Source organism: Mycobacterium sp. SMC-16, from assembly GCF_046250085.1.
Taxonomy (GTDB): Bacteria; Actinomycetota; Actinomycetes; order Mycobacteriales; family Mycobacteriaceae; genus Mycobacterium; species Mycobacterium phocaicum.
The window spans coordinates 2,451,817-2,477,230 of sequence record NZ_CP176427.1; the positions used below are offsets into that span (position 1 = coordinate 2,451,817).

A 25,414-nucleotide genomic window follows, 5' to 3' on the forward strand; every position below is an offset into this window, starting at 1 on the left:
AGATGACAATGCAGACACCAGATTCCGCTGCCGGAGCCGACGATACTTCGGCTTCGCCTGCTTCGGCAGCGGGATCGACCCGTCCGGCGAGCGACCTGAGCGCTGCTGTCGAGCAGTTGCTCACCGGTGGCGCGCGCCGCCTCGATTCGGTGGCGTTGCGCGAGGCGCTGGTCGATCTGTACGAATTCTGGCTTGCCGCAAAGGCAACCGAGATCGGCATCACCGAGACCAGTGGCTTCTCCATCGTGGCCACCGGTGGTCTCGGACGGCGCGAGATGCTGCCGTACTCAGACCTGGATTTGATGCTGTTGCATGACGACCTGCCACAGGACGTCGTCACCGAGGTCGCCGAGGCGCTGTGGTACCCGTTGTGGGACGCCAACATTCACCTCGACCACAGTGTCCGGACGGTGCCGCAGGCGCTCAAGACTGCGGCCGGCGACGTCTCTGCCGGGCTGGCCATGCTCGACGCCCGGCACATCGCCGGCGATTCGGATCTGTCGTCGCTCCTGGTCGGCGGTGCCAGGCGGCAGTGGCGGACCGGGATCACCTCCCGCTTCACCGAATTGATCGAACACGCCGCGGCGCGGTGGGAACGTTCCGGTCAGATCGCGCACCGCGCGGAGCCGGACCTCAAGAACGGCCGCGGCGGTCTGCGGGATGTGCAGCTGCTCAACGCATTGGCCATGGCGCAGCTGGCCGACGTCTACCCGAGTCGTTCCGTGGCTTCACCCATCGGCACCCTGGGCGACGCCCACCTGGCGTTGCTCAACGTTCGCACCGAGCTCCATCGCGTCTCCCACAAGGGCCGCGAGATGGTGCTGGCCCAGTACGCCGACGAGGTGGGCTCCGCACTGGGTATCGGTGACCGCTTCGATCTCGCGCGCATGATCAGCGATGCCGCCCGCACCATCAGCTTCTACGTGGACGCCGGCGTGCGTACCGCGGGGAATGCCCTGCCGCGCAGAGGCTTTGCGGCGCTCAAACGTCCCGTGCGGCGACCGCTGGACGAAGGCGTACTCGAGTTCGGTGGCGAGGTCATCCTGGCCCGTGACGCCAAGCCGCAGCGCGACCCCGGCCTGATCCTGCGAGTGGCCGCCGCGGCGGCCACCAACGGCCTGCCCATCGCGGCGTCGACGTTGGCGCGGCTCGCCGAGTCGGCGCCCGAATTGCGGGCACCCTGGCCGAAGGAAGCGCTCAACGACCTGCTGGTGATGCTGGCGGCGGGGCCGGGCGCGGTGTCCACCGTGGAGGCCCTCGACCGGACCGGGCTGTGGGGCCGGCTGTTCCCCGAGTGGGGCGCGATCCGCGACCTGCCGCCACGCGACGTTGTGCACATCTGGACCGTCGACCGGCATCTGATCGAAACCGTCTCCCGGGCAAGCGCTTTCACCACCCGCGTGGACCGGCCCGACCTGCTGGTGCTGGGTGCGCTGCTGCACGACATCGGCAAGGGCCGGGGCGGCGATCACAGTGTGATCGGCGCCGAACTGGCCAATCAGATCGGCGTCCGGCTGGGCCTGTGGCCGGCCGATATCGAGGTGCTGGTCAAGATGGTGCGCTACCACCTGCTGCTGCCGGAGACGGCGACCCGTCGAGACCTGCAGGACCCCAACACCATTGCCGCGGTGGTCGACGCACTGGGCGGCGACGGGCAGCTGCTGGAGCTGCTGCACGCGCTGGCCGAGGCGGATTCGCTCGCCACCGGCCCCGGTGTGTGGGGTGACTGGAAGGCCTCGCTGATCGGCGATCTGGTCCGGCGGTGCCGGATGATGATGGCGGGGGAGGACCTGCCGCACCCCGATCCCATTGATCCGCAACTGCTTTCGCGTGCCAACCAGAGCGGTGTCCATGTGGAGCTCACGGCGGCGGACAGTGCGCACCTGTTCAACGTCACGATGCTCGCCCCGGACCGCCGCGGCCTGCTGTCGAAGGCCGCCGGGGTGCTCGCCCTGCACTCGCTGCGGGTGCATTCGGCGTCGGTCAACAGCCACGAAGGGCTGGCGATCAACACGTTCGTGGTGTCGCCGCACTTCGGTTCGCCGCCGGCCGCCGAACTGCTGCGTCAGCAGTTCATCCTGGCGCTCGACGGCGATCTCGACGTGATCGCCGCGCTCGAGCAGCGGGACGAGGAAACTCCGGCGCCGACCCGGCGGGCCGGCGAGATTCCCGCAGCGGTGCCCGGCTACCACACGATCGCGCCTCCCCGCGTGCGGTGGTTCGAGGGATCCTCGGACGATGAGTTGGTCGTACAGATCCGCAGCGCCGACCGGCCGGGCCTGCTCGCCCGCCTGGCTGCTGTGATCGAGCGCAAGAGCGTGGACATCGCCTGGGCGAAGGTGACGACGCTGGGCGCCACTGTCGTCGACGCATTCGGACTGGTGGTTCCGGAGGACTTCACGGCCGCCGAGGCCCGGACCGCGTTCGAACAGGATCTGTACGCGGTGTTGCCTGCGCCCGTGCCGGCCAAGCCCGCGGTGATCACTGCCGAGGTGAGTTAGCGAGTTCGGCGCTGCCGCACCAAACCCGGACGGCGGCGCGGACGTCGGCCGCCTCGCCGGCCCACGCGACATAGCCGTCGGGCCGGATCAGCACCGCGGGCGGCAGTTGGTCATCGTCCGTGACGGCGCAGTTGACGTCCGTCCGGTCGAGTGTCGGGCCGCCCTTGGTCAGCAGGAGGAAGCGGCCGTCGCGCAGCAGTTCATAGACCCGGGTGCCTCCGCACGCGACGTCGGGCATCCGTTGCCCGACCAATCGGTGATCGCCGCGCTTGCGCGGATAACCGATGGCGATTCCGCTGAGGCGGCCTCCCATGGCGCGCCTGGTCGGCCCGGTGCTCAACAGGGCGGTGATCGCGATGCGGCGCAACAGTCGCCGCGGGAGGCTGCGGCCCAGCACCAGTTGATTGAACGCATCGGTGAGCTTGAGCACCTTTGCGCCCACGGCATGGCGTTCGCGCTGGTAGCTGTCCAGGAGCCAGGCCGGTGCGGTGCCCTTGACGGCCGACGCCAGCTTCCAGCCCAGGTTCATCGCGTCCTGGATTCCGGTATTCATGCCTTGCGCACCAAGAGGCGAGTGCACGTGGGCCGCGTCCCCGGCGATGAAGCAGCGCCCGACGCGGTAGCGGTCGGCCTGTCGCCGCTCGGACAGGAACCGGGTACTCCAGCGCATCTCGCCCATACCGAAGTCCGTTTTCGCGATCAGGTTCAGGGAGTCCCTGATCTCTGAAAGAGGTACCGGCTGGCTCAGTGGCACGTCTTCACGGGTCCGGTCCCATGCGATGGCGCGGAACCAGCCGTCGCCGAACGGGACCAGCAGCACCACGCCGTCGGGACTGGTCGCAGCGGCCAGTCCGTCGGCCGGCGGGTTCGCCAGCTGCACATCGGCCAGCAGGATGTGGGTCTGGTACTGCTTGCCGGCGAACCCGATGCCCAGCATCGTGCGCACCGCGCTGTGTGCACCGTCGCAGCCGACGAGGTAACCGGCCCGAACCGTGCTCTGGTCCGCGAGTCGCACGGTGACGCCGTCGCGGTCCTGCGTCAGACCGGCAACCTCTGCGCCGTAACGGATTTCGACTCCGAGTTCGATGGCGCGTGCGGTCAGGACGCGTTCGGTCAGGCTCTGCGGTGCCATCAGGACCATGGGGTAGCGGGTGGGCAGGTCCTGCAGGTTGATCGTCGCCCCCGGCACGGGGCTCACGCTCTGGACGGGCAGCCCGCGCTGCACGAGTTCGTCGGCCATACCGCGGGCGTCCAGCAGTTCCAGCGTCCGCGCATGCACGCCGAACGCCCGGGTGATGTTCGGGATGTCGCGGCGCCGTTCGAGCAATTGGACCGCGACGCCGCGCATGGCCAGCTCGCACGCCAGTGTCAGGCCCGTCGGTCCGGCGCCGACTACGACGACGTCCGTGCTGTTCAAGGTGGTCATCTCAGGCTCCTCAATTAATTCATCATGCAATGAATTCATCGCGTGATGAAATACTGCGCGCCCGGGTGTCGCCGTGTCAAGGGGACAGCGGTGCCGAAGTACCGGCGGCAGGCGCTGCGGTTAGGCTTAACCCCGTGTTTGAATCCCTGTCCGACCGGTTGACCGGTGCGCTGTCGGGTCTGCGCGGCAAGGGCCGGCTGACCGACGCCGATATCGACGCCACCGCCCGCGAAATCCGCCTGGCCCTGCTCGAGGCCGACGTGTCGCTGCCGGTCACGCGCGAGTTCATCGGCCGGATCAAGGACCGTGCCAAGGGCGCCGAGGTCTCCGGTGCGCTCAACCCGGCGCAGCAGGTCGTCAAGATCGTCAACGAGGAGCTCATCGGCATCCTCGGCGGTGAGACGCGCCAGCTGGCGTTCGCCAAGACGCCGCCGACGGTCATCATGCTGGCCGGTCTGCAGGGTTCGGGTAAGACGACCCTCGCCGGCAAGCTGTCGAAATGGCTCAAGGAGCAGGGGCATACGCCGCTGCTGGTGGCCTGTGACCTGCAGCGCCCGGGCGCGGTCAACCAGCTGCAGATCGTCGGTGAGCGGGCGGGCGTCAACGTCTTCGCGCCGCATCCGGGTGTCTCGCCCGACGGCGTGACCATCGAGCAGATGACCACCGGTGACCCGGTGTCGGTCGCCGCCGCGGGTCTGGCCGAGGCCAAGGCCAAGCACTTCGACGTCGTGATCGTCGACACCGCCGGCCGCCTCGGTATCGACGAAGAACTGATGGCGCAGGCCGCCGCGATCCGCGACGCCGTCAAGCCCGACGAGACGCTGTTCGTCCTCGACGCGATGATCGGTCAGGACGCCGTCACCACCGCCAACGCCTTCCGTGAGGGCGTCGGCTTCACCGGTGTCGTGCTGACCAAGCTGGACGGCGACGCCCGCGGTGGTGCGGCGCTGTCCGTCCGTGAGGTCACCGGCGCGCCGATCCTGTTCGCCTCCGCCGGTGAGAAGCTCGAGGACTTCGACGTCTTCCACCCGGACCGCATGGCGTCGCGGATCCTGGGCATGGGCGACGTCCTCACCCTGATCGAGCAGGCCGAGCAGGTCTTCGACCAGAAGAAGGCCGAAGAGGCCGCCGCCAAGATCGGCTCCGGCGAACTGACGCTCGAGGACTTCCTCGAGCAGATGCTGATGATCCGCAAGATGGGTCCCATCGGGAACCTGCTGGGCATGCTGCCCGGTGCGGGTCAGATGAAGGACGCCCTGGCGGCCGTCGACGACAGCCACCTGGACCGTATCCAGGCCATCATCCGCGGCATGACCCCCGCCGAGCGGTCCGATCCGAAGATCATCAACGCCTCGCGTCGCCTGCGCATCGCGAACGGCTCCGGCGTCACCGTGGCCGAGGTCAACCAGCTGGTCGACCGCTTCTTCGAGGCCCGCAAGATGATGTCGCAGATGGCCGGCCAGATGGGAATGCCGTTCGGCCGCAAGAACTCTCGTAAGGCAGCCAAGGGTAAGAACAAGCAGGCGGGCAAGGGCCGCAAGGGCGGACGGGGACCGACGGCGCCGAAGGCGGCCGCCAACCCGTTCGGTCTCGACCCGAGCGCGCTGCCGGGTGGTTTCCCGGACCTGTCGAACATGCCGCAGGGGCTCAACGAGTTGCCGCCGGGCCTTGCCGACTTCGATCTGTCACAGCTGAAGTTCCCGAAGAAGTAGCCGTCGTGCGGGCGCTGCACATTCGCGGTCGCGGGTTGCCCGACGGCGACGAGGTGCAGTGGTGGATACACCGCGGAGTGCTGTCTGCCGAGCCGATCGCGAACGCCGACACCATCTTCGACGGTGGCTGGATCATCCCCGGCCTGGTCGACGCGCACTGTCACGTGGGCATCGGGCCGGGTGGCGCCGTCGAACCCGACGAGGCCGAGCGGCAGGCCGAGACCGAACGGCAGGCCGGTGCGCTGCTGCTGCGCGACGCCGGATCACCGGTCGACACCCGCAGCTTCGACGACCGTGACGACCTGCCGCGGATCATCCGGGCGGGTCGGCACCTGGCACGGCCAAAGCGCTACCTGCCCGGGCTGCCCATCGACGTCGAGGACGAGTCGCAGCTGCCGCAGTACGTCGCCGAACAGGCCCGTCGCGGTGACGGCTGGGTCAAGCTGGTCGGCGACTGGATCGACCGGGGCGTGGGTGACCTGGCGCCGCTGTGGTCCGACGACGTCCTCAAGCAGGCCATCGACGCCGCACATGCCAACGGCGCCCGCGTCACGGCGCACGTGTTCGGCGAGGACGCGCTGCCAGGGCTGATCAACGCCGGCATCGACTGCATCGAGCACGGCACCGGGATCACCGACGACATCATCGAGCTGATGCTCGCGAACGGCACGGCGCTGGTGCCGACGCTGATCAACATCGAGAATTTCCCCGGGATCGCGGAGAAGGCGGCCAAGTTCCCGGCCTACGCCAAGCACATGCGCGATCTGTACGCGACATGCCCGCGGCGGGTCGGTGCCGCCCACGAGGCCGGGGTTCCCATCTACGCGGGCACCGATGCCGGCGGCATGATCGCCCACGGCCGCATCGCCGACGAGGTCGCCGCCCTCGGCCGGGTGGGCCTGAGCCCGACCGACGCATTGGGGGCGGCGAGCTGGGACGCGCGAAAGTGGTTGGGGCGTCCGGCATTGGAGCACGGTGCCTCGGCTGATCTCGTCTGCTATGCCCAGGACCCGCGGCTGCCGGGCGTGCTCGACCACCCCGCGTTGGTGATCCTGCGCGGAAACGTCTACTGACTCAGGCGTATTGGCTGAAACCCCAGTCCAGCAGCTGCCGCGCCTGGGGGTAGAGATCGCCGGTGCCGTACATCTGCACCACGACCAGCCGGTGGTTGCCGCGTTGCGCCGCACCGACATAGGTCTTGCGGGCCCGATCCGTGTAGCCGGTCTTGCCGGCGAAATCGCCCGGGTAACCGGTCAGCAACTCGTTCTGACTGGTGAGGGTCTTGCCCGGAAACCGCGCGGACGTCTGCCGGAAGATCTCGGCGATCACGGGGTAGGTCAGCGCCGTCCGGTAGATCACCCCGAGATCGCGCGGGGTGGTGATCGATTCCCAGCCGGGTCCGTCGAGCCCGGACGGTGAGCCGGCGCGGGTGCTGCGGGCGCCGAGCGCCGCGGCCTTGCGATTCATGGCGGCCACCGTGACGCGCTGTCCGCCGAGCATGTCCGCCAGCATGTTCGCGGCGTCATTACCCGACACCATGAGCAGGGCATCGAGGAGCTGGCGCACGGAATAGACCTGGCCGGGCTTGAGCCCGACGCACGAACACTCGACCTTGGTGTGCGACTCGTTGGCCCGTCCCAAGGCGTCCGGGCGCAGGTTGTCCAGTACGACCATGGCGAGCAACGGCTTGATGGTGCTGGCCGGCGCGTACGACCCGCCGGGATCCTGCGACGCCAGCACCTGGCCGGTGTCGAGGTCGGCTACCAGCCAGGCCTTGGCCGGGCCGTTGGCAAATGCCTGCGCGCCCGTGGGTTGCCCGGTGGGTTCGGCCGCCGCCAGGGGTGTTGCGATCGGCGTCATCAGAAATGCGCCGAGGGTCAGCGCGGTCGCCGTGAACAGTTTGCGCACGAGCGCCGACGCTACGGATTCCAGGCTGCGATCAGCTCGCGCCGAGATTCCGGTCGGGTCTCGGTTGCTGCGGTTAGAGCGAGCCGACGCTGACGGAGCGGTCCTGCGCGAAGCCCCAATCCAGCAACTGGGAGGCCTGGTCCCAGTAGGTCGGTCCGCCCTCGTGCACCATGCCGTACATCATCGCGATGACCAGACGGCGCCCGCCGCGGTCGGCGGCGGCCACGTACGTCTTCTTGGCGGCGTTGGTGAATCCGGTCTTGCCACCGATGGTGCCGGGGTACCGCTGCAGCAGCTGGTTCTCGTTGACGATCTGCTCGTTGCCGTTCTTGCCGGGGAACGTCGCGGCGGGCTGCGCGGTGATCTGCGCGAAGTACGGGTTGGCCATCGCGGCGCGGAAGATGATGGCCAGGTCCCGCGGCGTCGTCCAGCCCGAACCGCCCGCGCCGTCGAGGCCCGAAGGGGTGGCAGCGTGGGTGTCGACGGCGCCGATCGCGGCGGCCTTGGCGTTCATCTTGGCGACGGCGACGTCGTAGCCGCCGATCATGTCGGCCAGGGCGTTGGCCGCGTCGTTGCCCGAGGCGAGCAGCACCGCGTCCAGCAGCTGGCGCGCGGTGTAGACGTGGCCGGGGACGATGCCGGCGCAGTTGCACTCGACCTGGGTGTCGGCGACGGTGCCGGCCACGGTCGCGTCCAGGCTCGGCAGTTCACTGAGCGCGGTCAGCGCCAGCAGTGTCTTGATGGTGCTGGCGGGCGGATGCCGCAGGTCGATGTCCTGGCCGGCGAGGATCTGGCCCGAGTCCATGTCGGCGACGATCCAGGCCGGGGCCGGCCCCGCCGGGATCTGTACGGTGCCGACCGGCTGGATGTCGGGGTCGGCGGCCGCAACCTGCGGCGCGACGAGGAACACGAGCGTCAGGGTCGCCATGACGGCGGTTGCGAACCTTCCCATGGAGCCAGCAGCCTACTGGTGGTGTTCAATCGGAGCATGCTGAGTCTGGAAGAGATCTCGGACCGTCTGGAAATCCAACAGCTGTTGGTCGCGTACTCGACGGCCATCGATACCCGCCAATTCGATGATCTGGCACAGGTTTTCACGCCTGACGCGTACATCGACTACCGCGCGATGGGCGGCATCGACGGACATTTCCCCGAGGTCAAGGAATGGCTGGCGCAGGTGCTGCCGAATTTCCCGGCCTATGCGCACATGCTCGGCAACTTTGACGTCACCATCACCGGCGACACCGCGAAATCGCGCACCATCTGCTTCAACCCGATGGTGCTGCCCGCGGCGGAAGCCGACGCGCAGCCCCAGGTGCTGTTCTGCGGCCTCTGGTACGAGGACGAGTTCGTCCGTACCGCCGAGGGCTGGCGCATGACCCGCCGCGTCGAGACCAAGTGCTTCGACCGGGTGGTTTGACGCGTCCTCGGGATTTGGGGCGGTCGCGGCTGCTCTGGCAGAATGGTCGGCTGTCTGTCCGCGACTCGTTCAATGCGCCGCGCGGCGGTCACACACGTGAGGCAAGACCGGACCGGGCAATCCGCCTGAGTCGCTGAATTGCAGCGTGGCAATCATCAGGAGAAGTGCAGAACATGGCTGTCAAGATCAAGCTCACCCGGCTTGGCAAGATCCGCAACCCCCAGTACCGCATCATCGTCGCCGACGCGCGCACCCGCCGCGACGGCCGCGCCATCGAGGTCATCGGCCGGTACCACCCGAAGGAAGAGCCGAGCCTGATCGAGATCGATTCGGAGCGCGCGCAGTACTGGCTGGGCGTCGGCGCACAGCCGACCGAGCCGGTCGCCGCCCTGCTGAAGATCACCGGTGACTGGCAGAAGTTCAAGGGCCTGCCGGGCGCCGAGGGCACCCTGAAGGTCAAGGAGCCCAAGCCGTCCAAGCTGGACCTGTTCAACGCCGCGCTGGCCAACGCCGACGCCGCCCCCGGTGGCGAGGCCGTCACCCTGAAGAAGCGCAAGGACAAGAAGGAAGAGGCGGCTGAGGCTGCTGCCGAGACCGAGGCTGCCGAGGCCACTGAGGCCGAGGCCGAAGCGCCCGCCGAATGAGCAGCGTCGTCGTCGACGCCGTAGAGCACCTGGTCCGCGGGATCGTCGACAACCCGGATGATGTCCGGGTCGACATGGTGACCAGCCGCCGCGGTCGTACCGTCGAGGTGCACGTGCACCCCGATGACCTGGGCAAGGTCATCGGGCGCGGCGGCCGCACGGCCACCGCGCTGCGGACGCTGGTCGCCGGTATCGGCGGCCGGGGCATCCGCGTCGACGTGGTGGACACCGACCAGTAAATATGGACCTCGTGGTCGGCCGCGTCGTCAAGGCGCACGGCATCAGCGGCGAGGTAGTCGTCGAAGTACGTACCGATGATCCCGGCGAGCGTTTCTCGCCGGGATCATCGCTGCGTGGCCGCCCGGGTGCCAGAAATCCCGGTCCCGAGCGCACCTTCGTCGTCGAGTCGATGCGCGAGCACGGTGGCCGGTTGTTGGTCCGCCTCGAAGGCGTGGCCGATCGCAATGCGGCAGATGCGTTGCGCGGCACGCTGTTTCTGGTGGACTCCGCCAGCCTGCCGCCCATCGACGAACCCGACGAGTTCTACGATCACCAACTCGAGGGCCTCAAGGTCCGCACCGTCGATGGCGACGACGTGGGTGTGGTGACCGAGGTGTTGCACACCCCGGGCGGTGAATTGCTGTCCATCCGAACGGAATCCGGCGCCGAGGTGCTGGTGCCGTTCGTCACCCAGATGGTGCCGACGGTGTCGCTGGCCGACGGTCTGGTGGAGATCGATCCGCCCGACGGCCTGCTCGAGATGGACTGACATCCATGCGGATCGACGTCGTCACCATCTTCCCGGCTTATCTCGACGCCCTGCAGCAGTCGTTGCCGGGAAAGGCCATTGCCAACGGCACCGTCCAACTCGGCGTGCACGATCTGCGGAACTGGACGCATGACGTCCACAAGTCGGTCGACGATTCGCCGTACGGCGGCGGGCCCGGCATGGTGATGAAAGCGCCGATCTGGGGTGCTGCCCTCGACGAAATCTGCAGTCCGGAAACGGTTTTGGTGGTTCCGACGCCGGCCGGCCGGTTGTTCACGCAGGAACACGCACACCGCTGGACCGAAGAACAGCACCTGGTGTTCGCCTGTGGCCGTTACGAGGGAATCGACCAGCGGGTCGCCGACGATGCTGCCCGGCGGATGCGGGTCGAAGAGGTGTCGATCGGTGACTACGTGCTGCCCGGTGGCGAGTCCGCGGCTCTCGTGATGATCGAGGCCGTGGTGCGGCTGTTGCCCGATGTCCTGGGCAATCCGGTGTCGCACCAAGATGATTCGCATTCGGCGCACGTCGGGGGAGTGCTGGAGGGGCCGAGCTACACCCGGCCGCCGGTGTGGCGGGACCTCGAGGTGCCCCCGGTGCTGCTGTCGGGTGACCACGCCAAGGTTGCCGCCTGGCGCCGCGAACAGGGGCTGCAGCGCACGCGGGAAAGAAGACCTGACCTGTTGCGCTAGACCGCTTCCCCGTCGCTTCGCTCGCCCCGACTGACGAACTAGCTGATTCGCCCGCCCGGGAACATCGTCTTGACGGCGTTGGTGATCGTGGCGCGGGCCGTGGCGTCATCGGTGGGTTGCAGCGCGCCGATCGCCATCACATAGCGCCGGTCGGCGCCGATCACGCCGGTGGACATGTGCATCCAGTTGTTGCCGCCCCACTCGGGCATCCAGCCCTGCTTCACCGCAACCGGTTCGCCGTACAGGCCGTCCGGGATGCCGAAGCGCTGCGGGTAGCCGTCGGCGCCGGTGGGCGTCGACGCGGCCAGGTTGGCCAGGATGATGCTGGCCCGCTCCGTCGGGAGGCCGCCGGAACCATTCAGCAGCTTGTCGTAGTAGCGCACCAGGTCGGTCGTGGTGCTCATGGTGTTCCACCACTTGCCGTCGTACGGCACAGACGTCGAGGTCAGCCCGTACCGCGCCGCGACACGGGTGACGACGCTGTTGCCGCCACTGCGATTCCAGAAGATCTCGGCCGCGGAGTCGTCCGACGAGCGGAGCATGGTGTCCAGCGACTGACGGTCGGCCGCGGTGAGCTCGATCTGGCCCTTCGCCTCCTGCAGCAGCAGGTCGTCGGCGATGAACAACTTGGCCACCGACGCGATGGGGAGCGTGGACGTGTTGCCGGTGGCGATCAGCTGACCGGTGTTGCGGTCGAGAACCGCGGTGCTGATCGACGCGCCGGCTGCCGCAGCATCACTGGTGGCGGTCCGTTCGCGGGCATCGAGGCCCGTCAGGGCCGCGGCGGGCTCGGCGGCCGGAGCCTCCGGCAGCTCCAGGGCGGTGACGACCGGTACGACGGTCAGCGCGATCTTGTTCGGCGGCGCCGCCCCGTAGACCTTGGCCTCGCAACCAGCCGTGAGCATCACCGTTGCCGCAGCGGCGGTGATGGTCAGCAGCTTCAATTGCTGCGGGCGCATGGGTCTCCTCGGATCACGATGGATGAAAATCTGATTGATCAGCGTAACGGGTAAATGTGTGTTGGGTGTGACGTCTGTGACGGTGCCGCCTGTGATGTCGACTGCACCGGGCCCGGTGGGGTCACGATTTCGTCACCCGGCGGCTGTCTGGCACAATTGAGCAGTTGTCTGCGCTGGGCGCGGGGTCGGCGTCTGCTTTGGATGTGTCCCCGCCCGCTACGGCATCCGACCAACGTCCGTAAAGAGAATGGCTTTTCCGTCGCGCCGCATGGCGTCCGGCGGCTGCAGCCCGCGAGTTAGCAAGGAAGTGTCACCGATGAAAACGCTGGACTTCGTCGACCAGGCGTCGCTGCGCGACGACATCCCGGCCTTCAACCCCGGCGACACCCTCAATGTGCACGTCAAGGTCATCGAGGGCAACAAGCACCGCATCCAGGTGTTCAAGGGCGTCGTGATCCGTCGTCAGGGTGGCGGCATCGGTGAGACCTTCACCGTCCGCAAGGAGAGCTACGGCGTCGGCGTCGAGCGGACCTTCCCGGTGCACTCGCCGAACATCGACCACATCGACGTCGTCACCCGCGGTGACGTCCGTCGCGCCAAGCTGTACTACCTGCGCGAGCTCCGTGGCAAGAAGGCCAAGATCAAGGAAAAGCGCTGAGCTTGTTCGGCGACCTTTCCGCCGAACTGATTAGCCTGGTGCCGTGACCGGCCCAAGCGAAGACAGCACCACTCCGGACAGTCCGACGACGGACGACGCCGACCCGACAGCGACCGCCGACTCGGCTGCCAAGGCCGAAGAGGCCGACGAGAAGCCGAAGTCGAAGCTGGCCGCGCTGCGCGAAGGCGTCGTCCTCGTCGTCACCGCCGTGTTGCTGTACTACCTCGTGCTGACGTTCGTGGCGCGGCCGTACCTGATTCCCTCGGAGTCCATGGAGCCCACGCTGCACGGCTGCAGCGGCTGCGTCGGCGACCGGATCATGGTCGACAAGCTGACCTATCGGTTCAGCTCGCCGGAGCCGGGCGACGTGGTGGTCTTCAAGGGTCCGCCGAACTGGAACATCAGCTACAAGTCGATCCGGTCGGACAACCCGACCATGCGCTGGATCCAGAATGCGCTCTCGGTCATCGGCTTCGTGCCGCCCGATGAGAACGATCTGGTGAAGCGCGTCATCGCGGTGGGTGGCCAGACGGTGCAGTGCCGTAACTCGACGGGGCTGACGGTCGACGGCAAGAAGCTCAAGGAGCCGTACCTGGACCCGGCGACCATGATGGTCGACCCGGCGACGGACCCGTGCCTGGGCAACGAGTTCGGTCCCGTGAAGGTGCCGGACGGCCGGCTCTGGGTGATGGGGGACAACCGCACCCACTCGGCCGACTCACGCGCGCACTGCACGAACACGCCGACGGACGCCATCAACGCGCTGATGTGCACCGGTGACCCGACCGCGGGCACGGTGCCCGTCGCCAATGTGATCGGCAAGGCCCGCTTCATCGCCTGGCCGCCGTCGCGCTGGGGCGGTGTCGTCACGGTCAATCCGCAGACCGGACAATAGGTTTTAGGATTTCCGTTGCCGGTTTGGCCGCCCCGCACAGTGATCCGCAAGTCCGCGGGCCTGCGCACCCTGGAGTCCGCGCTGTACCGCGGCGGCCTCGGGCCGGTGGCCGGGGTTGACGAGGTCGGCCGCGGGGCCTGTGCCGGCCCGCTCGTGGTGGCGGCCTGTGTCCTGGGCCCCAACCGGTTGGAAAGCCTGGCGGCGCTCGATGATTCGAAGAAGTTGAACGAAGCCGAACGGGAACGGCTGTTCCCGTTGATCCGGCGTTACGCGCTGGCGTACCACGTGGTGTTCATCCCGTCGGTCGAGGTGGACCGGCGCGGGGTGCACATCGCGAACATCGAAGGCATGCGCCGCGCGGTCGCGGGCCTGTCGCTGCGGCCGGGTTATGTGCTCTCCGACGGGTTCCGGGTGCCGGGTCTGTCGGTGCCGTCGCTGCCGGTGGTCAGTGGGGACGCCGCGGCCGCCTGTATTGCCGCGGCGAGCGTGCTGGCCAAGGTCAGCCGCGACCGACTGATGGTCGAGATGGATGCCGTCCATCCGGGCTACGGCTTCGCGATCCACAAGGGCTACAGCACGCCCGCGCACACCGCGGCACTGGCGGAGCTGGGGCCCTGCCCGGAGCACCGGTTCTCGTTCGCCAATGTGCGCAAGCTCGCTGCCAACCCGGCGATAGGGCAGCGCTGCCGATCGGGGTGAGGAAAAATGGGAACTAGTCGCCAATCCGAACAAGACATGGCCCGCAAGAACCGAAGGACCGCTGAACTGATGAGTCTGTGCCGATGAGTGCCGAGGATCTCGAGAAGTATGAAACCGAGATGGAGCTCTCGCTGTACCGCGAGTACAAGGACATCGTCGGGCAGTTCAGTTACGTCGTGGAGACCGAGCGGCGCTTCTACCTGGCCAACAGCGTCGAGCTGATCCCGCGCAACGCGGACGGCGAGGTCTACTTCGAGCTGCGCCTGGCCGATGCCTGGGTCTGGGACATGTACCGGCCGGCGCGGTTCGTCAAGCAGGTCCGGGTCATCACCTTCAAAGATGTCAACATCGAAGAGGTCGAGAAGCCCGAACTGCGCCTGCCCGAATAGCCCGTGTCGACCATCGGCGAGCTGTTCGCCGTCATCGACCTGGTCGGCGTCCTGACCAACGCGATCCTGGGCGGCATCGTCGCCCGCGACGAGCGCATGGATCCGATCGGCTTCCTGACGCTGGCGCTGATGTCGGGGCTGGGCGGCGGCATCATCCGCGACACCCTGCTGCAGCACGGACCGCCGGTGGCGCTCACCGACTTTCGCTACGCGCTGTGCGCGGTGATCGGTGCGGCGATCGCCTTCCTGATGCCGATCGGTGGCCGCGGCTGGCGGGCGGTGTTTCCCTACGTGGACGCGCTGGCCCTCGGCTGTTGGGCAACCGCGGGCGCGCAGAAGACGTTGTCCCTGGGGCTCGGCTGGGTACCGGCCCTGCTGCTGGGCACCATCACCGCGGTCGGCGGCGGCGCGCTGCGGGATCTCACGACGCACCGGGTTCCGCAGATTTTCGGCGGCAACACCCTGTACGCGACGAGTGCGCTGGCAGCCAGTGCGGTGGTGGCCGGGTTCTGGAATCTGGGGCTGGCGCAGACGGGTGTCCTGGTGGGCACGGCGGTCGGCGCGGGGCTGTGCCTGATCTCGCGCCGCCGTGGCTGGCAGCTGTGGGGCGGTTTGTCGTGGGAGTACACCTTCGGCCGCAAGCCGGGGCAGCGGCTGCCGCACATCTCGGTGCGGATGCTGCGTGACGAGGCCGGCGGCACCCCCGGCGACGGTCAGCGGTAGCGCAGTTCCAGGCGCCGGTGCCGGCGCACCATGAGGCTGGGTACCCATTCGGCGTCGGCGAGCTCGAACCAGTCGGTGGCCTCCAGCAGCGTGGTGATCCCGATACGGGCCTCGGTGCGCGCCAGGGCCGCGCCGACGCAGAAATGCAGGCCCTTCCCGAACGCGAGGTGATTGCGCAGGTTCGGCCGGCCCAGCTGCAGCAGGTCGGGGTCGTCGAAGGCCGCCGGATCACGGTTCGCCGACCCCCAGAGCAGCAGCAGGTGACCGTCTTTGGGCAACGGAACGCCGGCCAGCGTGGTGTCCTGCCGGATGTGCCGGTGATGGTTGCGGAACGGCGACTCCAGCCGCAGCGTCTCCTCCAACAGCGCGGGCACCAGCTGCGGGTCGTTCCGCACCTGTTCCTGGATATCGGGATGGGTGGCGAGAAGCCGGGCGGCGTTGCCCATCAGCCCGGCGGTGGATTCGCCGCCGGCGCCGACCAGCTGAACCAGCATCAGCACCGCCACCTCGGGCGCGACGGCGTTCCCGGCCACCGCGCGGGCGAGGTCACTGAGCAGGTCGTCGCCCGGATTCGCTTGCGCTTCAGCGAATTTGGCGTGCAGGTAGCCGGCGAGTCGTGTCGACGTCTCCACCGCGGCGGCGATGTGATCGAGGTCGAAGACGCCGCTGAGCAGTTCGGTGCTGCCGTAGCCCCACTGCACCAGCTGCGGCACGTCGTCGTCGGGCAGCCCGATCAGCCTGGCCACCAACGTCATCGGCAGGCGGTCGCCGAGGGCGGACATCCACTCGATGCTGCCGGCCGCGGCCCCGTCCTGCCACAGCTGCCGGGCGACGTCGGCGATCGCCGGCTCGAGGGCCCGAATTCGCTTGGCCACCAGGGCCGGCAGCACCAGTTTGCGTTCGTGCGCATGCCGGGGGTCGTCGCCCGTGGCGAGGACGTGTCCGGCGGTGTCGACGGCGCCCATGTCAAAGGCCGCCAGCTGCGACCCGCGCGTCACCAGGGTGGCGGTGAGGTTTGAGGAGAAGTCCTCCGGGCGGCTGACGGCTTCCTGCACGGCATCCCACGTGGCGGCCAGGTAGAAGTCGGTGCCCGGCACCCGGTGGACCGGACCGGCAAGGCGAAGCCGCGCATAACACTCATACGGATCGTCCAGCGCGGACGGGCTGAGTAGATCTGAAACCAATTGCACGCCTTGAGTTTTGGGTTCACGCAACAGCATGTCAAGGCCGAAATTCGGCTGTCTCACGCACGGTCCGCGAGCTGCGGTGATGCAGACGGAATCAGAAATTTCGTCTCGCTCTGAGACAAATCAATGGATTAGTATCAGGCAGATGGACTGGTTGATCGGCGCCGATCGCCGCGACGCGGGCGTCGAACGCATCTATGCCGCCGCGGCAGCCAGCGCCGCGGCCCGGGGTCTGGACCGATTGAACATCGACGAGGTCGCGGCGAGCGTGGGCTGTTCGCGCGCCACGGTGTACCGGCACGTCGGCGGTAAACAGGCGCTGCGCGACGGGGTGCTGGCGCGTGCGGTCATACGGGTCGGGCAGGAGATCGCGCAGGCGGTGGCCGGGCACGCCGGGCCCGAGCGGATCGCGGCGGCCGTGCTGACGTCCCTGCGGGTGGTCCGGGCGGACCCGCTGGCCTCGGGTGTGGTGCGTGCTGGAGCCCTCATCGACTTCGACTCACCCCGGCTCTCGCAGGCGGCAGCCGAGCTGACCGGAATCACGGATCCGCTCCTCGCGGACTGGATCGTGCGGGTTGTGCTGTCGTTGCTGTGCTGGCCGTTGGCTGACGAAAAGGCCGAAGAGCTGGTGGTACGCCGGTACGTCGCCGCCGTAGCCCCGCCGGTGGCCCGGCACTGACTGTCCCGACAGGCGGTCATGACTGGGGCCTTCGCGGCAATAGATTGTTAGGCTAAGCAGATGGCAAGCAAGCCCCAGAGCAAACCGTCGCTGGCGGCGACGAGTTGGACGCTGCTGGGCATGTTGTCGTACGAAGAGGAACTCAGCGGTTACGACATCAAGAAGTGGATCGACTGGAGCGTCGGTTTCTACTACTGGAGTCCGTCGTACAGCCAGATCTACACCGAGCTGAAAAAGCTTGAGGGACTTGGCTATCTCGAGTCCCGCGTGGAGCAGGACGAAGGCCTGCGCACCCGCCGCCTGTACAAGATCACCGAATCCGGCATGGCGGCCGTGACCGACTGGACCAACAACGCCCCCGTCGACCCGCCGGTGCTCAAACACAGTGTGCTGCTGCGGGTTACGTTCGGCCACCTGAGCAACCCGACCCGGCTCCGGGAGCTGCTCGAGCAGCATGTCGCCTACTGCGAGGCCATGGAGCGGCAGGCCGCCGAGGACTCCGACGGCGCCAAGGCCCAGCCGGTGTGGGCGTATTCGGTGATCGCGCTGCGCTGGGCGGCCAAGTACTACGCCGCCGAGCGGGAACTGGCGCTCGAGTTGATGAAGGACATCGACGACGCCGACGCGGTGCTACAGACCGCGGCGAAAGGCGTTGCGGGGATGCCGCGTTCGATGCCGGGCCTGTGGCGTGAGGTCGAGCGCGAGGTTCAGGGCCGCCACGACGTCTAGAGGACGGCGGTGATGTCGTTCTTCAGGGCCTCGGAGCCGGTGCCGAAAACCGCCTGAACACTGTTGCCGACCTCGATGACGCCCGCGGCGCCGAGACGCTTCAGCCGGTCCTGATCCACCTTGCTCTTGTCGGCGACCTCGATGCGCAGCCGCGTGATGCACGCGTCGACGCTGACGAGGTTGTCCCGGCCGCCGAATGCCGCGATCACCTGCTCGGGCCTCGAGTCCGCGCTCTCGCCGAGGATTTCCTGCTCTTCCGCCTCGAATTCGGTTTCCAGCTCCCGTCCCGGGGTCCGCAGGTTCCACCTCGTGATGGCGAACCGGAACAGTACGTAATAGACGACGGAGAACACCACACCCATGCCGATGAGCAGGGGGATGTTCTTCGCGGCGGGGGCCGTGCCGTAGAGCAGGAGATCGGCCAGCCCGGCCGAGAACGAGAAGCCGAGGTGGATGTCGAGCAAGTACGCGACCGCCAGCGACAGCCCGGTCAGCACGGCGTGGATGACGTACAGGGGGAACGCCACGAACATGAATGCGAACTCGAGCGGCTCGGTCACGCCGGTCAGCAGCGCGGTCAGCGCGGCGGCCGACAGGATGCCGACGGCGACCTTCCGCTGCTTCTTGTTCGCCACGTGGATCATCGCCAGCGCGGCGGCGGGCAGGCCGAACATGAGCACCGGGTAGAAGCCCGACGTGAGGATGCCGGCGGTGGGGTCGCCCGCGGCGAAGCGCGTGAGTTCACCGGTGACGACGTGGCCGTCGGGAGTCTGGTAGTCGCCGTAGAGGAACCACACGTAGGAATTCGGGATGTGATGCAGGCCCAGTGGAATGAGCATGCGGTTGGCGAATCCGTACACGAAGGCGCCGAAGGCACCCGAGCCGCCGATGAACTTGCCGAGGCCTGTCAGGCCGGCATCGAAGAGCGGGTAGCAGTAGCTCATCGCGAACGCGAGGAACAGGCAGGCGAGCGACACCACGATGGGCACGAACCGTCTGCCCCCGAAAAACCCGAGGTACGCGGGCAATTGGATGGTGTGGTAGCGGTCGAACAGCCACGCGGTGAGCAGACCGACCACGATTCCCGCGAACACGCTGTAGTTGATCTGGGCCTGGCCGCCGGCCTTGTCGACCTCGCCGGCCAGCACGACCGGTGACATGGTCTTGAACACCGACTGCACCACGAGGTAGCCGACGACGGCGGCCAGCGCTGTCGAACCGTCCGCCTTCCTGGCGAACCCGATGGCCACACCGACGGCGAACAACAGCGGGAGGTTGGTGAATATCGCATCGCCGGCCGCGCTCATGGCGTGGACGAACGGTCCGATGACGGGAGCCTTGATCCTGCCCAGCAGATCATCTTGACCCAGTCGGAGCAGGATTCCCGCCGCGGGCAGCACCGCGATGGGCAACATCAGGCTCTTGCCGAGCCGCTGCAGTTGAGCGAAGCCGGGAATCCGCAGGTTCGACTTATCCTGTGCACCTGCGATTTTCGCCGTGCCGTTCATGTGCGAGACCCTTCTCTGTCGCAAAAACGCCACTCGGCGCGCAAGTTGTGCGGAAGCTTAGACGAGAACACGCACCCGTGAGAGGGCGTTGGGCGCCGCTCGTATTGTTGGAGCGCAACAGCAGAGGAGATGCGACAGTGAGTCAGACGTCAGTTCTCGCCCCGGTGGCCGGGCGTGCGGTGCGGCTCGAGGACGTCCCGGATCCCGTGTTCTCGGCGGGCATGGTCGGCTACGGCGCCGCGATCGACCCGCCGCGCGGCGTGATCGAGGCGGTCGCCCCGGTCAGCGGCAGGCTCCTCAAGCTGATGCCACACGCGTACATCGTGGTGACACCGGACCACGTGGGCGTTCTCGTGCACCTCGGTCTGGACACCGTCACGCTGAACGGTGCCGGTTTCACGGCCCATGTCAGTCAGGGTGACGACGTCACCGCGGGGCAGGTCGTCATCGGTTACGACGTTCCCGCGGTCGAGGCCACCGGGCTCAATCCCATTGTCGCCGTGGTGGTCATGGACGAACGCGTGCCGGAGCACGTGACCTTGTCCGCCGCGGTCACCTCGGGTGCGGACATCGATTGCGGGGCAACTCTTTTCACTGCGCACCAGGTAAGGCAGGATTGACCGGTGGCAGATCGCAATGTGCTCGGTGCCCCGCTGGACCCGTGCGGCACCGAACCGCTGACCGGTTTCTACCGCGACGGCTGCTGCTCGACCGGACCCGAGGACGCCGGCCGGCACACCATCTGCGCGGTCGTGACCGCCGAGTTCCTGACGCACCAGCGTTCGATAGGCAACGATCTGTCCACGCCGATGCCGGAATACCGCTTCCCGGGCCTGTCTCCCGGCGACCGCTGGTGCGTGACCGCCGTCAACTGGCTTCGGGCGCACAATGACGGTTACGCGGCACCGGTGGTGCTCGCCTCCACGCACGAGCGGACCCTCGAGGTCGTGCCGCTCGAGGTGCTCAGGGCATACGCCGTCGACGTGCCCGACGATCTCGGCAGTCTCTGAGCGTCAGAGCTGCCCCGCGGCATCCCGCCCGGCGATGTAGCCGTACACGAGGCCCTGGGCGATGGTTGCGCCCGCGCCCGGGTACACCGCGCCGAAGGCGTTGGCCGCGGTGTTGCCCAGCGCGTACAGCCCTTCGATGACGCCGCCGTCCTCGCGGCGTACCCGGCCGCGGTCGTCGGCGACGACGCCGCCGCAGGTGCCGAGGTCGCTCAGCGTCATCTTCACCGCGTAGAAGGGGCCCTTGGCCAGTGGACGCAGGTTCGGGTTGGGCGTCACCGTCGGATCGCCGTAGTACCGGTCGTAGGCGCTGAGGCCGCGGTCGAAGTCGGGATCGATGCCGGCGGCCGCGCTCTCGTTGAACCGCGTCATGGTGTGCTCGAAGTCGGTGACCGGGACACCCATCTGCGCCGCCAGCTCGGCGAAGGTGGTGGCCTTGGCGGCGATACCGGCCCGGTACCAGGACTTGGGCAGCGGCATCCGCGGGAACGAACCGGCGGCGAAGACGTAGCTGTTGCGGTATTTCTGGTCGAACACGATCCACATCGACTCCACCGGGGTGCCGGCCCGCCCGAGTTCGAGCACGCGCTGGCCGAACGACATGTAGTCGGTCGACTCGTTGGCGAAGCGCTTGCCGTCCTGGTCGACGATGAGCGAGCCGGGAAGCGAGCGCTCGGCCAGCAAGACGGCCGGCGGGCGGCCGGCCGCGGACGCGACAGCGGGGAACCACCAGGCCTGCTCCATCAGCGCCGTGGCGGCACCCACGTCGGTGGCGGCCCGGATGGCCTCACCGGTGTTGGAATCGGCGCCGAGGCTCTCGTGGGCGCCGAGCGAATCGGACTGGTACTTGTGACGCATCGCCATGTCGTGGTCGAAGCCACCGGCCGCCAGCACGACACCGCGCGTGGCACTGACGGTGACCTCACGGCCACCGTGCGACAGCACCGCGCCGGTGACCCGGTGACCGTCGCCGGTCAGCCGGACCAGCGCGGTGTCGGTCCAGATCGGGACGCCGGCCCGCAGCACACCGGCGAACAGCCCGGCCGCCAGGGCCTGGCCGCCGGCGATGTATTCGCGCCCCAGCAGCTTCCCGCCGACACCCTGCGCGAGCCGTTTTGCGATGAGCGGCAGACCTTTTCGTGGCACCCGGGTCATCAGATTCATCCACTTGTAGTCCGCGCCGGTCGTCGGCATCGGGACCTTGACCTCCATGACACCGCCGCGCAACCGGTCCCGGTATTCGCCGAGCACGCGCGCGTCGAGTGGTCGGCATTCGCAGGTGCGCCCGGTGGCGCGGCCGCCCGGCCTCTCAGGGTGGTAGTCGGAGTACTCGCGGGCCCAGAACAGTCGCATCGGGGTGGTGCGCCCCAGCATGTCGACGGTCGCGTTGACGTGCTTCAGGAAGGCGGTGGAGCGGGCCGCCGGCGCGGTCCCGTCGACGACGGCGTCGAGGTAGGTCGCGGCGCGGTCCGCGGTGTCGGGGGTGCCCTTGTCGGTCAGCAGGGGAGTGGTCGGCAGCCAGAGGGCGCCGCCCGAGCGGGCCGTGGAACCGCCGACGCCGGAGGCCTTCTCGACAACGAGGACGTTCAGCCCGGACTCGTGGCCGCTCAGCGCGGCGGCCAGGCCGGTGCCGGAACCGATCACCAGCAGATCGACGGTGGTGTCAGCGATGTCGAGGCCGGCCGGAATCGTGGCCGCGGCAGATGTCGTCACGGCCGCTGAGCGTATTGCGGCAGACGGGTTTCCGGCCTCGGACGTCCCTGCCAGCGGGAGAACACGTGCGTTGCCCACCTTGTTGCTGTTAGACCTGAAACATCAAACTGCAGCCCAGTTTTCAATGTGAGGATGGTCATCAGATGTCGCTGGAGGATGTCGATGTTCGCCAGATCGAAGCCGGTGAAGCGCCGACCCGGTTCGCCCGCGGCTGGCATTGCCTTGGCCTGACCAAGGACCTCGGTGACGGCAAACCGCACTCGATCAACGCCTTCGGGCAGAAGCTCGTCGTGTTCCGCGGTGCGGACGGCGAACTCAACGTGCTGGACAGCTACTGCCGCCACATGGGCGGTGACCTGAGCCAGGGCACCGTCAAGGGCAACGAGATCGCCTGCCCGTTCCACGACTGGCGCTGGGGTGGCGACGGCAAGTGCAAGCTGGTGCCCTACGCCAAGCGCACACCGCGGCTTGCCCGCACCGCGAAGTGGGAGACCCTCGAGCAGGACGGGATGCTGTTCATCTGGAACGACCCCGAGGGCAGCGCGCCGCCGGCGGACGTCTACATCCCGCGCATCGAGCAGGCGGGCAGTGATGAGTGGACCGATTGGCATTGGTACACAACGGTTGTCAACGTGAACTGCCGCGAGATCATCGACAACGTCGTCGACATGGCGCACTTCTTCTACATCCACGGCTCGGTGCCGTCGCACTTCAAGAACATCTTCGAGGGCCAGGTCGCGACGCAGTACATGAACGGTGGCGGCCGCGAGGACATGCAGGGCACCGAGGGGGCGAAGATGCTGGGGTCGACGTCGGTGGCGTCGTACTACGGGCCGTCCTTCATGATCGACGACCTGACGTACCACTACCCGGAAGCCGATCACAAGACCATCCTGATCAACTGCCACTACCCGATCGACGCGAATTCCTTTGTGCTGCAGTACGGAATCATCGTGAAGAAGATGGCAGGCCTGCCCGAGGACGCGGCCGTCGCGACGGCGCACGCGCTCGGTGACTGGGTGAAGCAGGGCTTCGAGCAGGACGTGCAGATCTGGAAGAACAAGGCCCGCATCGACAATCCGCTGCTGGTCGAGGAGGACGGCCCCGTCTACCAGCTGCGCCGGTGGTACGAGCAGTTCTACGTCGACGTCGCCGATGTGGTGCCGGAGATGACCGACCGGTTCGAATACGAGCTGGACACCACCGTCCCGCGGGAGGCGTGGACCAGGGAGATGGCAGCCAACATCGCCGCCGCGCGGGCCGCGGAGTCGGTCTGATGACCGCGCGGCCCGACATCCGGCTGGCCGACATGCCGATGGTGCCGGTGACCTGCCGCGCTTGTGGCGCAGAGGTTTTGGCGCGCAAGGGCAGCTGGCAGCAGACCAGCGTGCAGTGGACGCGCGAGTCGGCCGCGAGGTGCGAGGAACGGCAGCGCGCCGAGTGCCTGCCGGGCCGGATCTTCCTGGCGTGCGGCCAGCTGAAGGAATCCATCGCGGATGCGGTGGCGGCCGGTGTCGTGCACGTCGTTCAGGACGAACTGGGCGTGGCACCATAACGGCATGAGCGCAGAGAAGCGGGTCGCGGTCGTCACCGGTGCCAGCCGGGGTGCCGGCAAGGGCATCGCCGCCGCATTGGTGGCTGACGGGTGGACGGTGTACCTGACGGGACGCACCGTCACCGATCCCGGCGACGGCGGCATCGCCGTTCCGGTGGACCACCGCGACGACGATGCCGTGGCTGCGCTGTTCGCGCGGGTGGCGGACGAGTCCGGCCGGCTCGACCTGCTGGTCAACAACGCGGCGGTGGTCCATGACAACCTCGTCGACCCGAAGCCGTTCTGGGAGAAGCCGATCGGCCTCGGTGATGTCCTCGACGTCGGGCTGCGGTCGGCGTATGTGGCGTCGTGGCATGCCGCGCCGCTGCTGGTGGCGCAAGGGCGCGGCCTGATCGCGTTCACCTCGTCGCCGGGCGGGGTGTGCTACATGCACGGTCCCGCCTACGGTGCGCAGAAGGCCGGCGTCGACAAGATGGCGGCCGATATGGCCGTCGACTTCCACGGCACGGGCGTGTCGACGTTGTCGATCTGGATGGGCATCCTGCTGACCGACAAGTTCAAGCAGGCGTTCGACGCCGAGACGCTGGCCAAGGCCGCGGGCAATTTCGAGACGCCGGAGTTCATCGGGCATGTGATCAACGCGCTGTACCAGGACCCGGATCTGGAGGGCATCAGCGGGCAGACGGTGATCGCCGCGGAGGAAGCCCAGCGCTACGGCATCACCGATGTCGACGGCCGGACGCCGCTGTCACATCGGGCGATGCTTGGTGATCCGCGGGTGCCCAGCGAGGTCGTCGTCCGCTGAGACTGATTCAGCTGGGCACCCGCGGATGGTCTAACAGTGGGCGCCGCCGTCGACCCGGATCTCGGTGCCGGTGAGGAACGCGCCATCATCGGAAGCCGCCATGGCGACCACCGCGGCGACCGCGCTGGGGTCACCCAGGTTCGCGTCGTTGCCGGTGTTGAGCATGGGGACCTGCTTGGTCCACAGCCCGTAGTCGGTGCCCTCGGGCATCTTGGCGAACGTGCCGTTGGCCAGCGGGGTTGAGACGCCACCGGGCTGGATGTTGACGGCGCGCAGCCCCTGCTTGGCGTATTCGAGCGCCAGCGAGTGGGTGAAGCTCAGGATGCCGCCCTTGCTGGCGGAGTAGGCCGCCATGTAGGGGTGGGCGTAGCTCGCCGAGGTCGAGGTGAAGTTGATGACCACACCGCGCCCCGATGCCAGTAGTGCCGGCAGCGCCTGGCGGGTCATGAGGAACGTGCCGGTGAGGTTGACCGCGATGATGCGGTTCCAGTCGGCCAGGGTCGTCTGGTGGGTGTGCGAGCAGGTCTCGATCGCGGCGACGTTGACCAGCACGTCCAGTCCGCCCATGGCGGCGACCGCGGCGTCGACGCCCGTGGCGACGTCTTCTTCGGATGAGATGTCGAGCACCGCGGTGGTGAGACGTGCTGCGGTGCCGGCCTTTTCGGCGGCTTCCTTCGTGCGGGCCAGGCCGTCAGCGGAGATGTCGCACGCGACGATGGTGCCGCCCTCATCGAGCAGGCGGGCCACGGTGGCCTGGCCGATGCCCGACCCGGCGCCGGTCACGATGACCCGGCGGTCGCTGAATCTGTCCATGCTGCAAGTCCTTTCGTTGCGGA

At 67.9% G+C, this 25,414-nt stretch carries 28 protein-coding genes; 20 read left to right on the plus strand and 8 right to left on the minus strand.

From position 1 onward, the window contains the following. Positions 1-8: 8 nt before the first annotated feature. Positions 9-2,501 (plus strand): [protein-PII] uridylyltransferase, encoded by a 2,493-nt coding sequence (locus ACJEIK_RS11830; protein ID WP_409431512.1) that lies wholly within the window; start codon positions 9-11, stop codon positions 2,499-2,501. On the opposite strand, the gene ACJEIK_RS11835 is transcribed toward ACJEIK_RS11830, so the two are convergent. Further along, a complete protein-coding gene (locus tag ACJEIK_RS11835) occupies positions 2,482-3,927 on the minus strand; it encodes an FAD-dependent monooxygenase (RefSeq protein WP_409431513.1) in 1,446 nt (481 codons plus the stop codon). The genes ACJEIK_RS11830 and ACJEIK_RS11835 overlap by 20 nt on opposite strands. Positions 3,928-4,061: 134 nt before the next feature. Between ACJEIK_RS11835 and ffh the strand changes: the two genes are divergently transcribed. Then, positions 4,062-5,639, plus strand: a complete 1,578-nt coding sequence (gene ffh, locus ACJEIK_RS11840; RefSeq protein WP_061004187.1) for a signal recognition particle protein — start codon at positions 4,062-4,064, stop codon at positions 5,637-5,639. Between the two features lie 5 nt (positions 5,640-5,644). Beyond that, positions 5,645-6,712, plus strand: coding sequence for an amidohydrolase family protein (locus ACJEIK_RS11845; RefSeq protein ID WP_061004189.1), 1,068 nt, complete (start codon positions 5,645-5,647; stop codon positions 6,710-6,712). A gap of 1 nt (position 6,713) precedes the next feature. On the opposite strand, the gene ACJEIK_RS11850 is transcribed toward ACJEIK_RS11845, so the two are convergent. Further along, positions 6,714-7,547 carry a D-alanyl-D-alanine carboxypeptidase family protein gene (locus ACJEIK_RS11850; protein ID WP_061004191.1) on the minus strand — a complete coding sequence of 278 codons (834 nt, stop codon included), beginning with the start codon at positions 7,545-7,547 and terminating at the stop codon, positions 6,714-6,716. 73 nt (positions 7,548-7,620) lie between these two features. Continuing rightward, the gene (locus ACJEIK_RS11855; protein ID WP_061004193.1) at positions 7,621-8,499 is read right to left on the minus strand and encodes a D-alanyl-D-alanine carboxypeptidase family protein; all 879 of its coding nucleotides are present in this window, start codon (positions 8,497-8,499) and stop codon (positions 7,621-7,623) included. A gap of 36 nt (positions 8,500-8,535) precedes the next feature. On the opposite strand from ACJEIK_RS11855, the gene ACJEIK_RS11860 reads away from it, so the two are divergent. The 5 genes from ACJEIK_RS11860 to trmD all read left to right on the plus strand — a co-directional run bounded on the left by ACJEIK_RS11860 (position 8,536) and on the right by trmD (position 11,072). Next, positions 8,536-8,967, plus strand: a complete 432-nt coding sequence (locus ACJEIK_RS11860; protein ID WP_133425960.1) for a nuclear transport factor 2 family protein — start codon at positions 8,536-8,538, stop codon at positions 8,965-8,967. A gap of 173 nt (positions 8,968-9,140) precedes the next feature. Then, positions 9,141-9,611 carry a 30S ribosomal protein S16 gene (gene rpsP / locus ACJEIK_RS11865; protein ID WP_029105754.1) on the plus strand — a complete coding sequence of 157 codons (471 nt, stop codon included), beginning with the start codon at positions 9,141-9,143 and terminating at the stop codon, positions 9,609-9,611. After that, positions 9,608-9,850 (plus strand): RNA-binding protein, encoded by a 243-nt coding sequence (locus ACJEIK_RS11870; RefSeq protein ID WP_003881089.1) that lies wholly within the window; start codon positions 9,608-9,610, stop codon positions 9,848-9,850. The genes rpsP and ACJEIK_RS11870 overlap by 4 nt, the downstream gene beginning before the upstream one ends. Positions 9,851-9,852: 2 nt before the next feature. Beyond that, positions 9,853-10,380 carry a ribosome maturation factor RimM gene (rimM, locus tag ACJEIK_RS11875; RefSeq protein ID WP_133425962.1) on the plus strand — a complete coding sequence of 176 codons (528 nt, stop codon included), beginning with the start codon at positions 9,853-9,855 and terminating at the stop codon, positions 10,378-10,380. A 5-nt stretch (positions 10,381-10,385) separates the two neighbouring features. Next, positions 10,386-11,072: a tRNA (guanosine(37)-N1)-methyltransferase TrmD gene (trmD, locus tag ACJEIK_RS11880; protein ID WP_293020889.1), complete on the plus strand. Its 687-nt coding sequence runs from the start codon at positions 10,386-10,388 to the stop codon at positions 11,070-11,072. Between the two features lie 38 nt (positions 11,073-11,110). On the opposite strand, the gene ACJEIK_RS11885 is transcribed toward trmD, so the two are convergent. Further along, entirely contained in the window at positions 11,111-12,031 is a 921-nt protein-coding gene (locus tag ACJEIK_RS11885) for a serine hydrolase (RefSeq protein ID WP_409431514.1), read from the minus strand. A gap of 316 nt (positions 12,032-12,347) precedes the next feature. Here ACJEIK_RS11885 and rplS point away from each other — a divergent pair, with 316 nt between their 5' ends. The 5 genes from rplS to ACJEIK_RS11910 all read left to right on the plus strand — a co-directional run bounded on the left by rplS (position 12,348) and on the right by ACJEIK_RS11910 (position 15,395). Then, positions 12,348-12,689: a 50S ribosomal protein L19 gene (gene rplS, locus ACJEIK_RS11890; RefSeq protein ID WP_020103768.1), complete on the plus strand. Its 342-nt coding sequence runs from the start codon at positions 12,348-12,350 to the stop codon at positions 12,687-12,689. A 43-nt stretch (positions 12,690-12,732) separates the two neighbouring features. After that, positions 12,733-13,584 (plus strand): signal peptidase I, encoded by an 852-nt coding sequence (gene lepB / locus ACJEIK_RS11895; protein WP_061004201.1) that lies wholly within the window; start codon positions 12,733-12,735, stop codon positions 13,582-13,584. 15 nt (positions 13,585-13,599) lie between these two features. Continuing rightward, a complete protein-coding gene (locus ACJEIK_RS11900; protein ID WP_061004203.1) occupies positions 13,600-14,283 on the plus strand; it encodes a ribonuclease HII in 684 nt (227 codons plus the stop codon). Between the two features lie 83 nt (positions 14,284-14,366). Beyond that, on the plus strand, positions 14,367-14,672 hold the full coding sequence (locus tag ACJEIK_RS11905) for a DUF2469 domain-containing protein (protein WP_003893809.1): 306 nt from the start codon (positions 14,367-14,369) through the stop codon (positions 14,670-14,672). A gap of 3 nt (positions 14,673-14,675) precedes the next feature. Continuing rightward, positions 14,676-15,395: a trimeric intracellular cation channel family protein gene (locus ACJEIK_RS11910; protein WP_064860426.1), complete on the plus strand. Its 720-nt coding sequence runs from the start codon at positions 14,676-14,678 to the stop codon at positions 15,393-15,395. On the opposite strand, the gene ACJEIK_RS11915 is transcribed toward ACJEIK_RS11910, so the two are convergent. Then, the gene (locus ACJEIK_RS11915; RefSeq protein WP_133425964.1) at positions 15,386-16,585 is read right to left on the minus strand and encodes a cytochrome P450; all 1,200 of its coding nucleotides are present in this window, start codon (positions 16,583-16,585) and stop codon (positions 15,386-15,388) included. The two genes, ACJEIK_RS11910 and ACJEIK_RS11915, sit on opposite strands and share 10 nt — an antisense overlap. 142 nt (positions 16,586-16,727) lie before the next feature. Between ACJEIK_RS11915 and ACJEIK_RS11920 the strand changes: the two genes are divergently transcribed. Next, positions 16,728-17,261, plus strand: coding sequence for a TetR/AcrR family transcriptional regulator (locus tag ACJEIK_RS11920; protein ID WP_061004209.1), 534 nt, complete (start codon positions 16,728-16,730; stop codon positions 17,259-17,261). 60 nt (positions 17,262-17,321) lie between these two features. Beyond that, positions 17,322-17,990 (plus strand): PadR family transcriptional regulator, encoded by a 669-nt coding sequence (locus tag ACJEIK_RS11925; RefSeq protein ID WP_020103763.1) that lies wholly within the window; start codon positions 17,322-17,324, stop codon positions 17,988-17,990. Here the strand turns inward: ACJEIK_RS11925 and ACJEIK_RS11930 are convergent. Continuing rightward, positions 17,987-19,498, minus strand: coding sequence for a PTS transporter subunit EIIC (locus tag ACJEIK_RS11930; RefSeq protein ID WP_409431515.1), 1,512 nt, complete (start codon positions 19,496-19,498; stop codon positions 17,987-17,989). The two genes, ACJEIK_RS11925 and ACJEIK_RS11930, sit on opposite strands and share 4 nt — an antisense overlap. Before the next feature lie 137 nt (positions 19,499-19,635). Between ACJEIK_RS11930 and ACJEIK_RS11935 the strand changes: the two genes are divergently transcribed. Both ACJEIK_RS11935 and ACJEIK_RS11940 read left to right on the plus strand, forming a co-directional pair. Continuing rightward, positions 19,636-20,118, plus strand: coding sequence for a PTS glucose transporter subunit IIA (locus tag ACJEIK_RS11935; protein ID WP_061009526.1), 483 nt, complete (start codon positions 19,636-19,638; stop codon positions 20,116-20,118). A gap of 3 nt (positions 20,119-20,121) precedes the next feature. Continuing rightward, a complete protein-coding gene (locus ACJEIK_RS11940; protein ID WP_064860423.1) occupies positions 20,122-20,508 on the plus strand; it encodes a DUF2237 family protein in 387 nt (128 codons plus the stop codon). 3 nt (positions 20,509-20,511) lie between these two features. Here ACJEIK_RS11940 and ACJEIK_RS11945 read toward each other — a convergent pair whose 3' ends face one another. Then, complete coding sequence (locus ACJEIK_RS11945) at positions 20,512-22,218, minus strand: 3-ketosteroid-delta-1-dehydrogenase (RefSeq protein WP_267325638.1); 1,707 nt, start codon at positions 22,216-22,218, stop codon at positions 20,512-20,514. Between the two features lie 143 nt (positions 22,219-22,361). On the opposite strand from ACJEIK_RS11945, the gene ACJEIK_RS11950 reads away from it, so the two are divergent. Genes ACJEIK_RS11950 through ACJEIK_RS11960 form a run of 3 tightly spaced genes read left to right on the plus strand, consistent with a single transcriptional unit; the run spans position 22,362 to position 24,578 of the window. Continuing rightward, the gene (locus ACJEIK_RS11950; RefSeq protein WP_061004219.1) at positions 22,362-23,495 is read left to right on the plus strand and encodes a Rieske 2Fe-2S domain-containing protein; all 1,134 of its coding nucleotides are present in this window, start codon (positions 22,362-22,364) and stop codon (positions 23,493-23,495) included. Then, positions 23,495-23,773: a hypothetical protein gene (locus ACJEIK_RS11955; RefSeq protein WP_061004221.1), complete on the plus strand. Its 279-nt coding sequence runs from the start codon at positions 23,495-23,497 to the stop codon at positions 23,771-23,773. Before ACJEIK_RS11950 ends, ACJEIK_RS11955 begins: the two co-directional genes overlap by 1 nt. Before the next feature lie 4 nt (positions 23,774-23,777). After that, positions 23,778-24,578 carry an SDR family NAD(P)-dependent oxidoreductase gene (locus tag ACJEIK_RS11960; protein ID WP_267325637.1) on the plus strand — a complete coding sequence of 267 codons (801 nt, stop codon included), beginning with the start codon at positions 23,778-23,780 and terminating at the stop codon, positions 24,576-24,578. Positions 24,579-24,608: 30 nt separating this feature from the next. Here the strand turns inward: ACJEIK_RS11960 and ACJEIK_RS11965 are convergent, their stop codons facing one another. Next, entirely contained in the window at positions 24,609-25,391 is a 783-nt protein-coding gene (locus ACJEIK_RS11965; RefSeq protein WP_267325636.1) for an SDR family NAD(P)-dependent oxidoreductase, read from the minus strand. Positions 25,392-25,414: the final 23 nt, after the last annotated feature.

What these genes read in the sequence shown, in the direction of transcription:
- trmD (WP_293020889.1), top strand. Translation starts at nt 10,386, where the DNA reads ATGCGGATCGACGTCGTCACCATCTTCCCGGCTTATCTCGACGCCCTG.
- ACJEIK_RS11930 (WP_409431515.1), bottom strand. Translation starts at nt 19,498, where the DNA reads ATGAACGGCACGGCGAAAATCGCAGGTGCACAGGATAAGTCGAACCTG.
- ACJEIK_RS11905 (WP_003893809.1), top strand. Translation starts at nt 14,367, where the DNA reads ATGAGTGCCGAGGATCTCGAGAAGTATGAAACCGAGATGGAGCTCTCG.
- ACJEIK_RS11960 (WP_267325637.1), top strand. Translation starts at nt 23,778, where the DNA reads ATGAGCGCAGAGAAGCGGGTCGCGGTCGTCACCGGTGCCAGCCGGGGT.
- ACJEIK_RS11965 (WP_267325636.1), bottom strand. Translation starts at nt 25,391, where the DNA reads ATGGACAGATTCAGCGACCGCCGGGTCATCGTGACCGGCGCCGGGTCG.
- ACJEIK_RS11855 (WP_061004193.1), bottom strand. Translation starts at nt 8,499, where the DNA reads ATGGGAAGGTTCGCAACCGCCGTCATGGCGACCCTGACGCTCGTGTTC.
- ACJEIK_RS11835 (WP_409431513.1), bottom strand. Translation starts at nt 3,927, where the DNA reads ATGACCACCTTGAACAGCACGGACGTCGTCGTAGTCGGCGCCGGACCG.
- ACJEIK_RS11830 (WP_409431512.1), top strand. Translation starts at nt 9, where the DNA reads ATGCAGACACCAGATTCCGCTGCCGGAGCCGACGATACTTCGGCTTCG.
- ACJEIK_RS11920 (WP_061004209.1), top strand. Translation starts at nt 16,728, where the DNA reads ATGGACTGGTTGATCGGCGCCGATCGCCGCGACGCGGGCGTCGAACGC.
- rimM (WP_133425962.1), top strand. Translation starts at nt 9,853, where the DNA reads ATGGACCTCGTGGTCGGCCGCGTCGTCAAGGCGCACGGCATCAGCGGC.
- ACJEIK_RS11885 (WP_409431514.1), bottom strand. Translation starts at nt 12,031, where the DNA reads ATGCGCCCGCAGCAATTGAAGCTGCTGACCATCACCGCCGCTGCGGCA.
- ACJEIK_RS11925 (WP_020103763.1), top strand. Translation starts at nt 17,322, where the DNA reads ATGGCAAGCAAGCCCCAGAGCAAACCGTCGCTGGCGGCGACGAGTTGG.
- ACJEIK_RS11860 (WP_133425960.1), top strand. Translation starts at nt 8,536, where the DNA reads ATGCTGAGTCTGGAAGAGATCTCGGACCGTCTGGAAATCCAACAGCTG.
- ACJEIK_RS11950 (WP_061004219.1), top strand. Translation starts at nt 22,362, where the DNA reads ATGTCGCTGGAGGATGTCGATGTTCGCCAGATCGAAGCCGGTGAAGCG.
- rpsP (WP_029105754.1), top strand. Translation starts at nt 9,141, where the DNA reads ATGGCTGTCAAGATCAAGCTCACCCGGCTTGGCAAGATCCGCAACCCC.
- ACJEIK_RS11870 (WP_003881089.1), top strand. Translation starts at nt 9,608, where the DNA reads ATGAGCAGCGTCGTCGTCGACGCCGTAGAGCACCTGGTCCGCGGGATC.
- rplS (WP_020103768.1), top strand. Translation starts at nt 12,348, where the DNA reads ATGAAAACGCTGGACTTCGTCGACCAGGCGTCGCTGCGCGACGACATC.
- ACJEIK_RS11955 (WP_061004221.1), top strand. Translation starts at nt 23,495, where the DNA reads ATGACCGCGCGGCCCGACATCCGGCTGGCCGACATGCCGATGGTGCCG.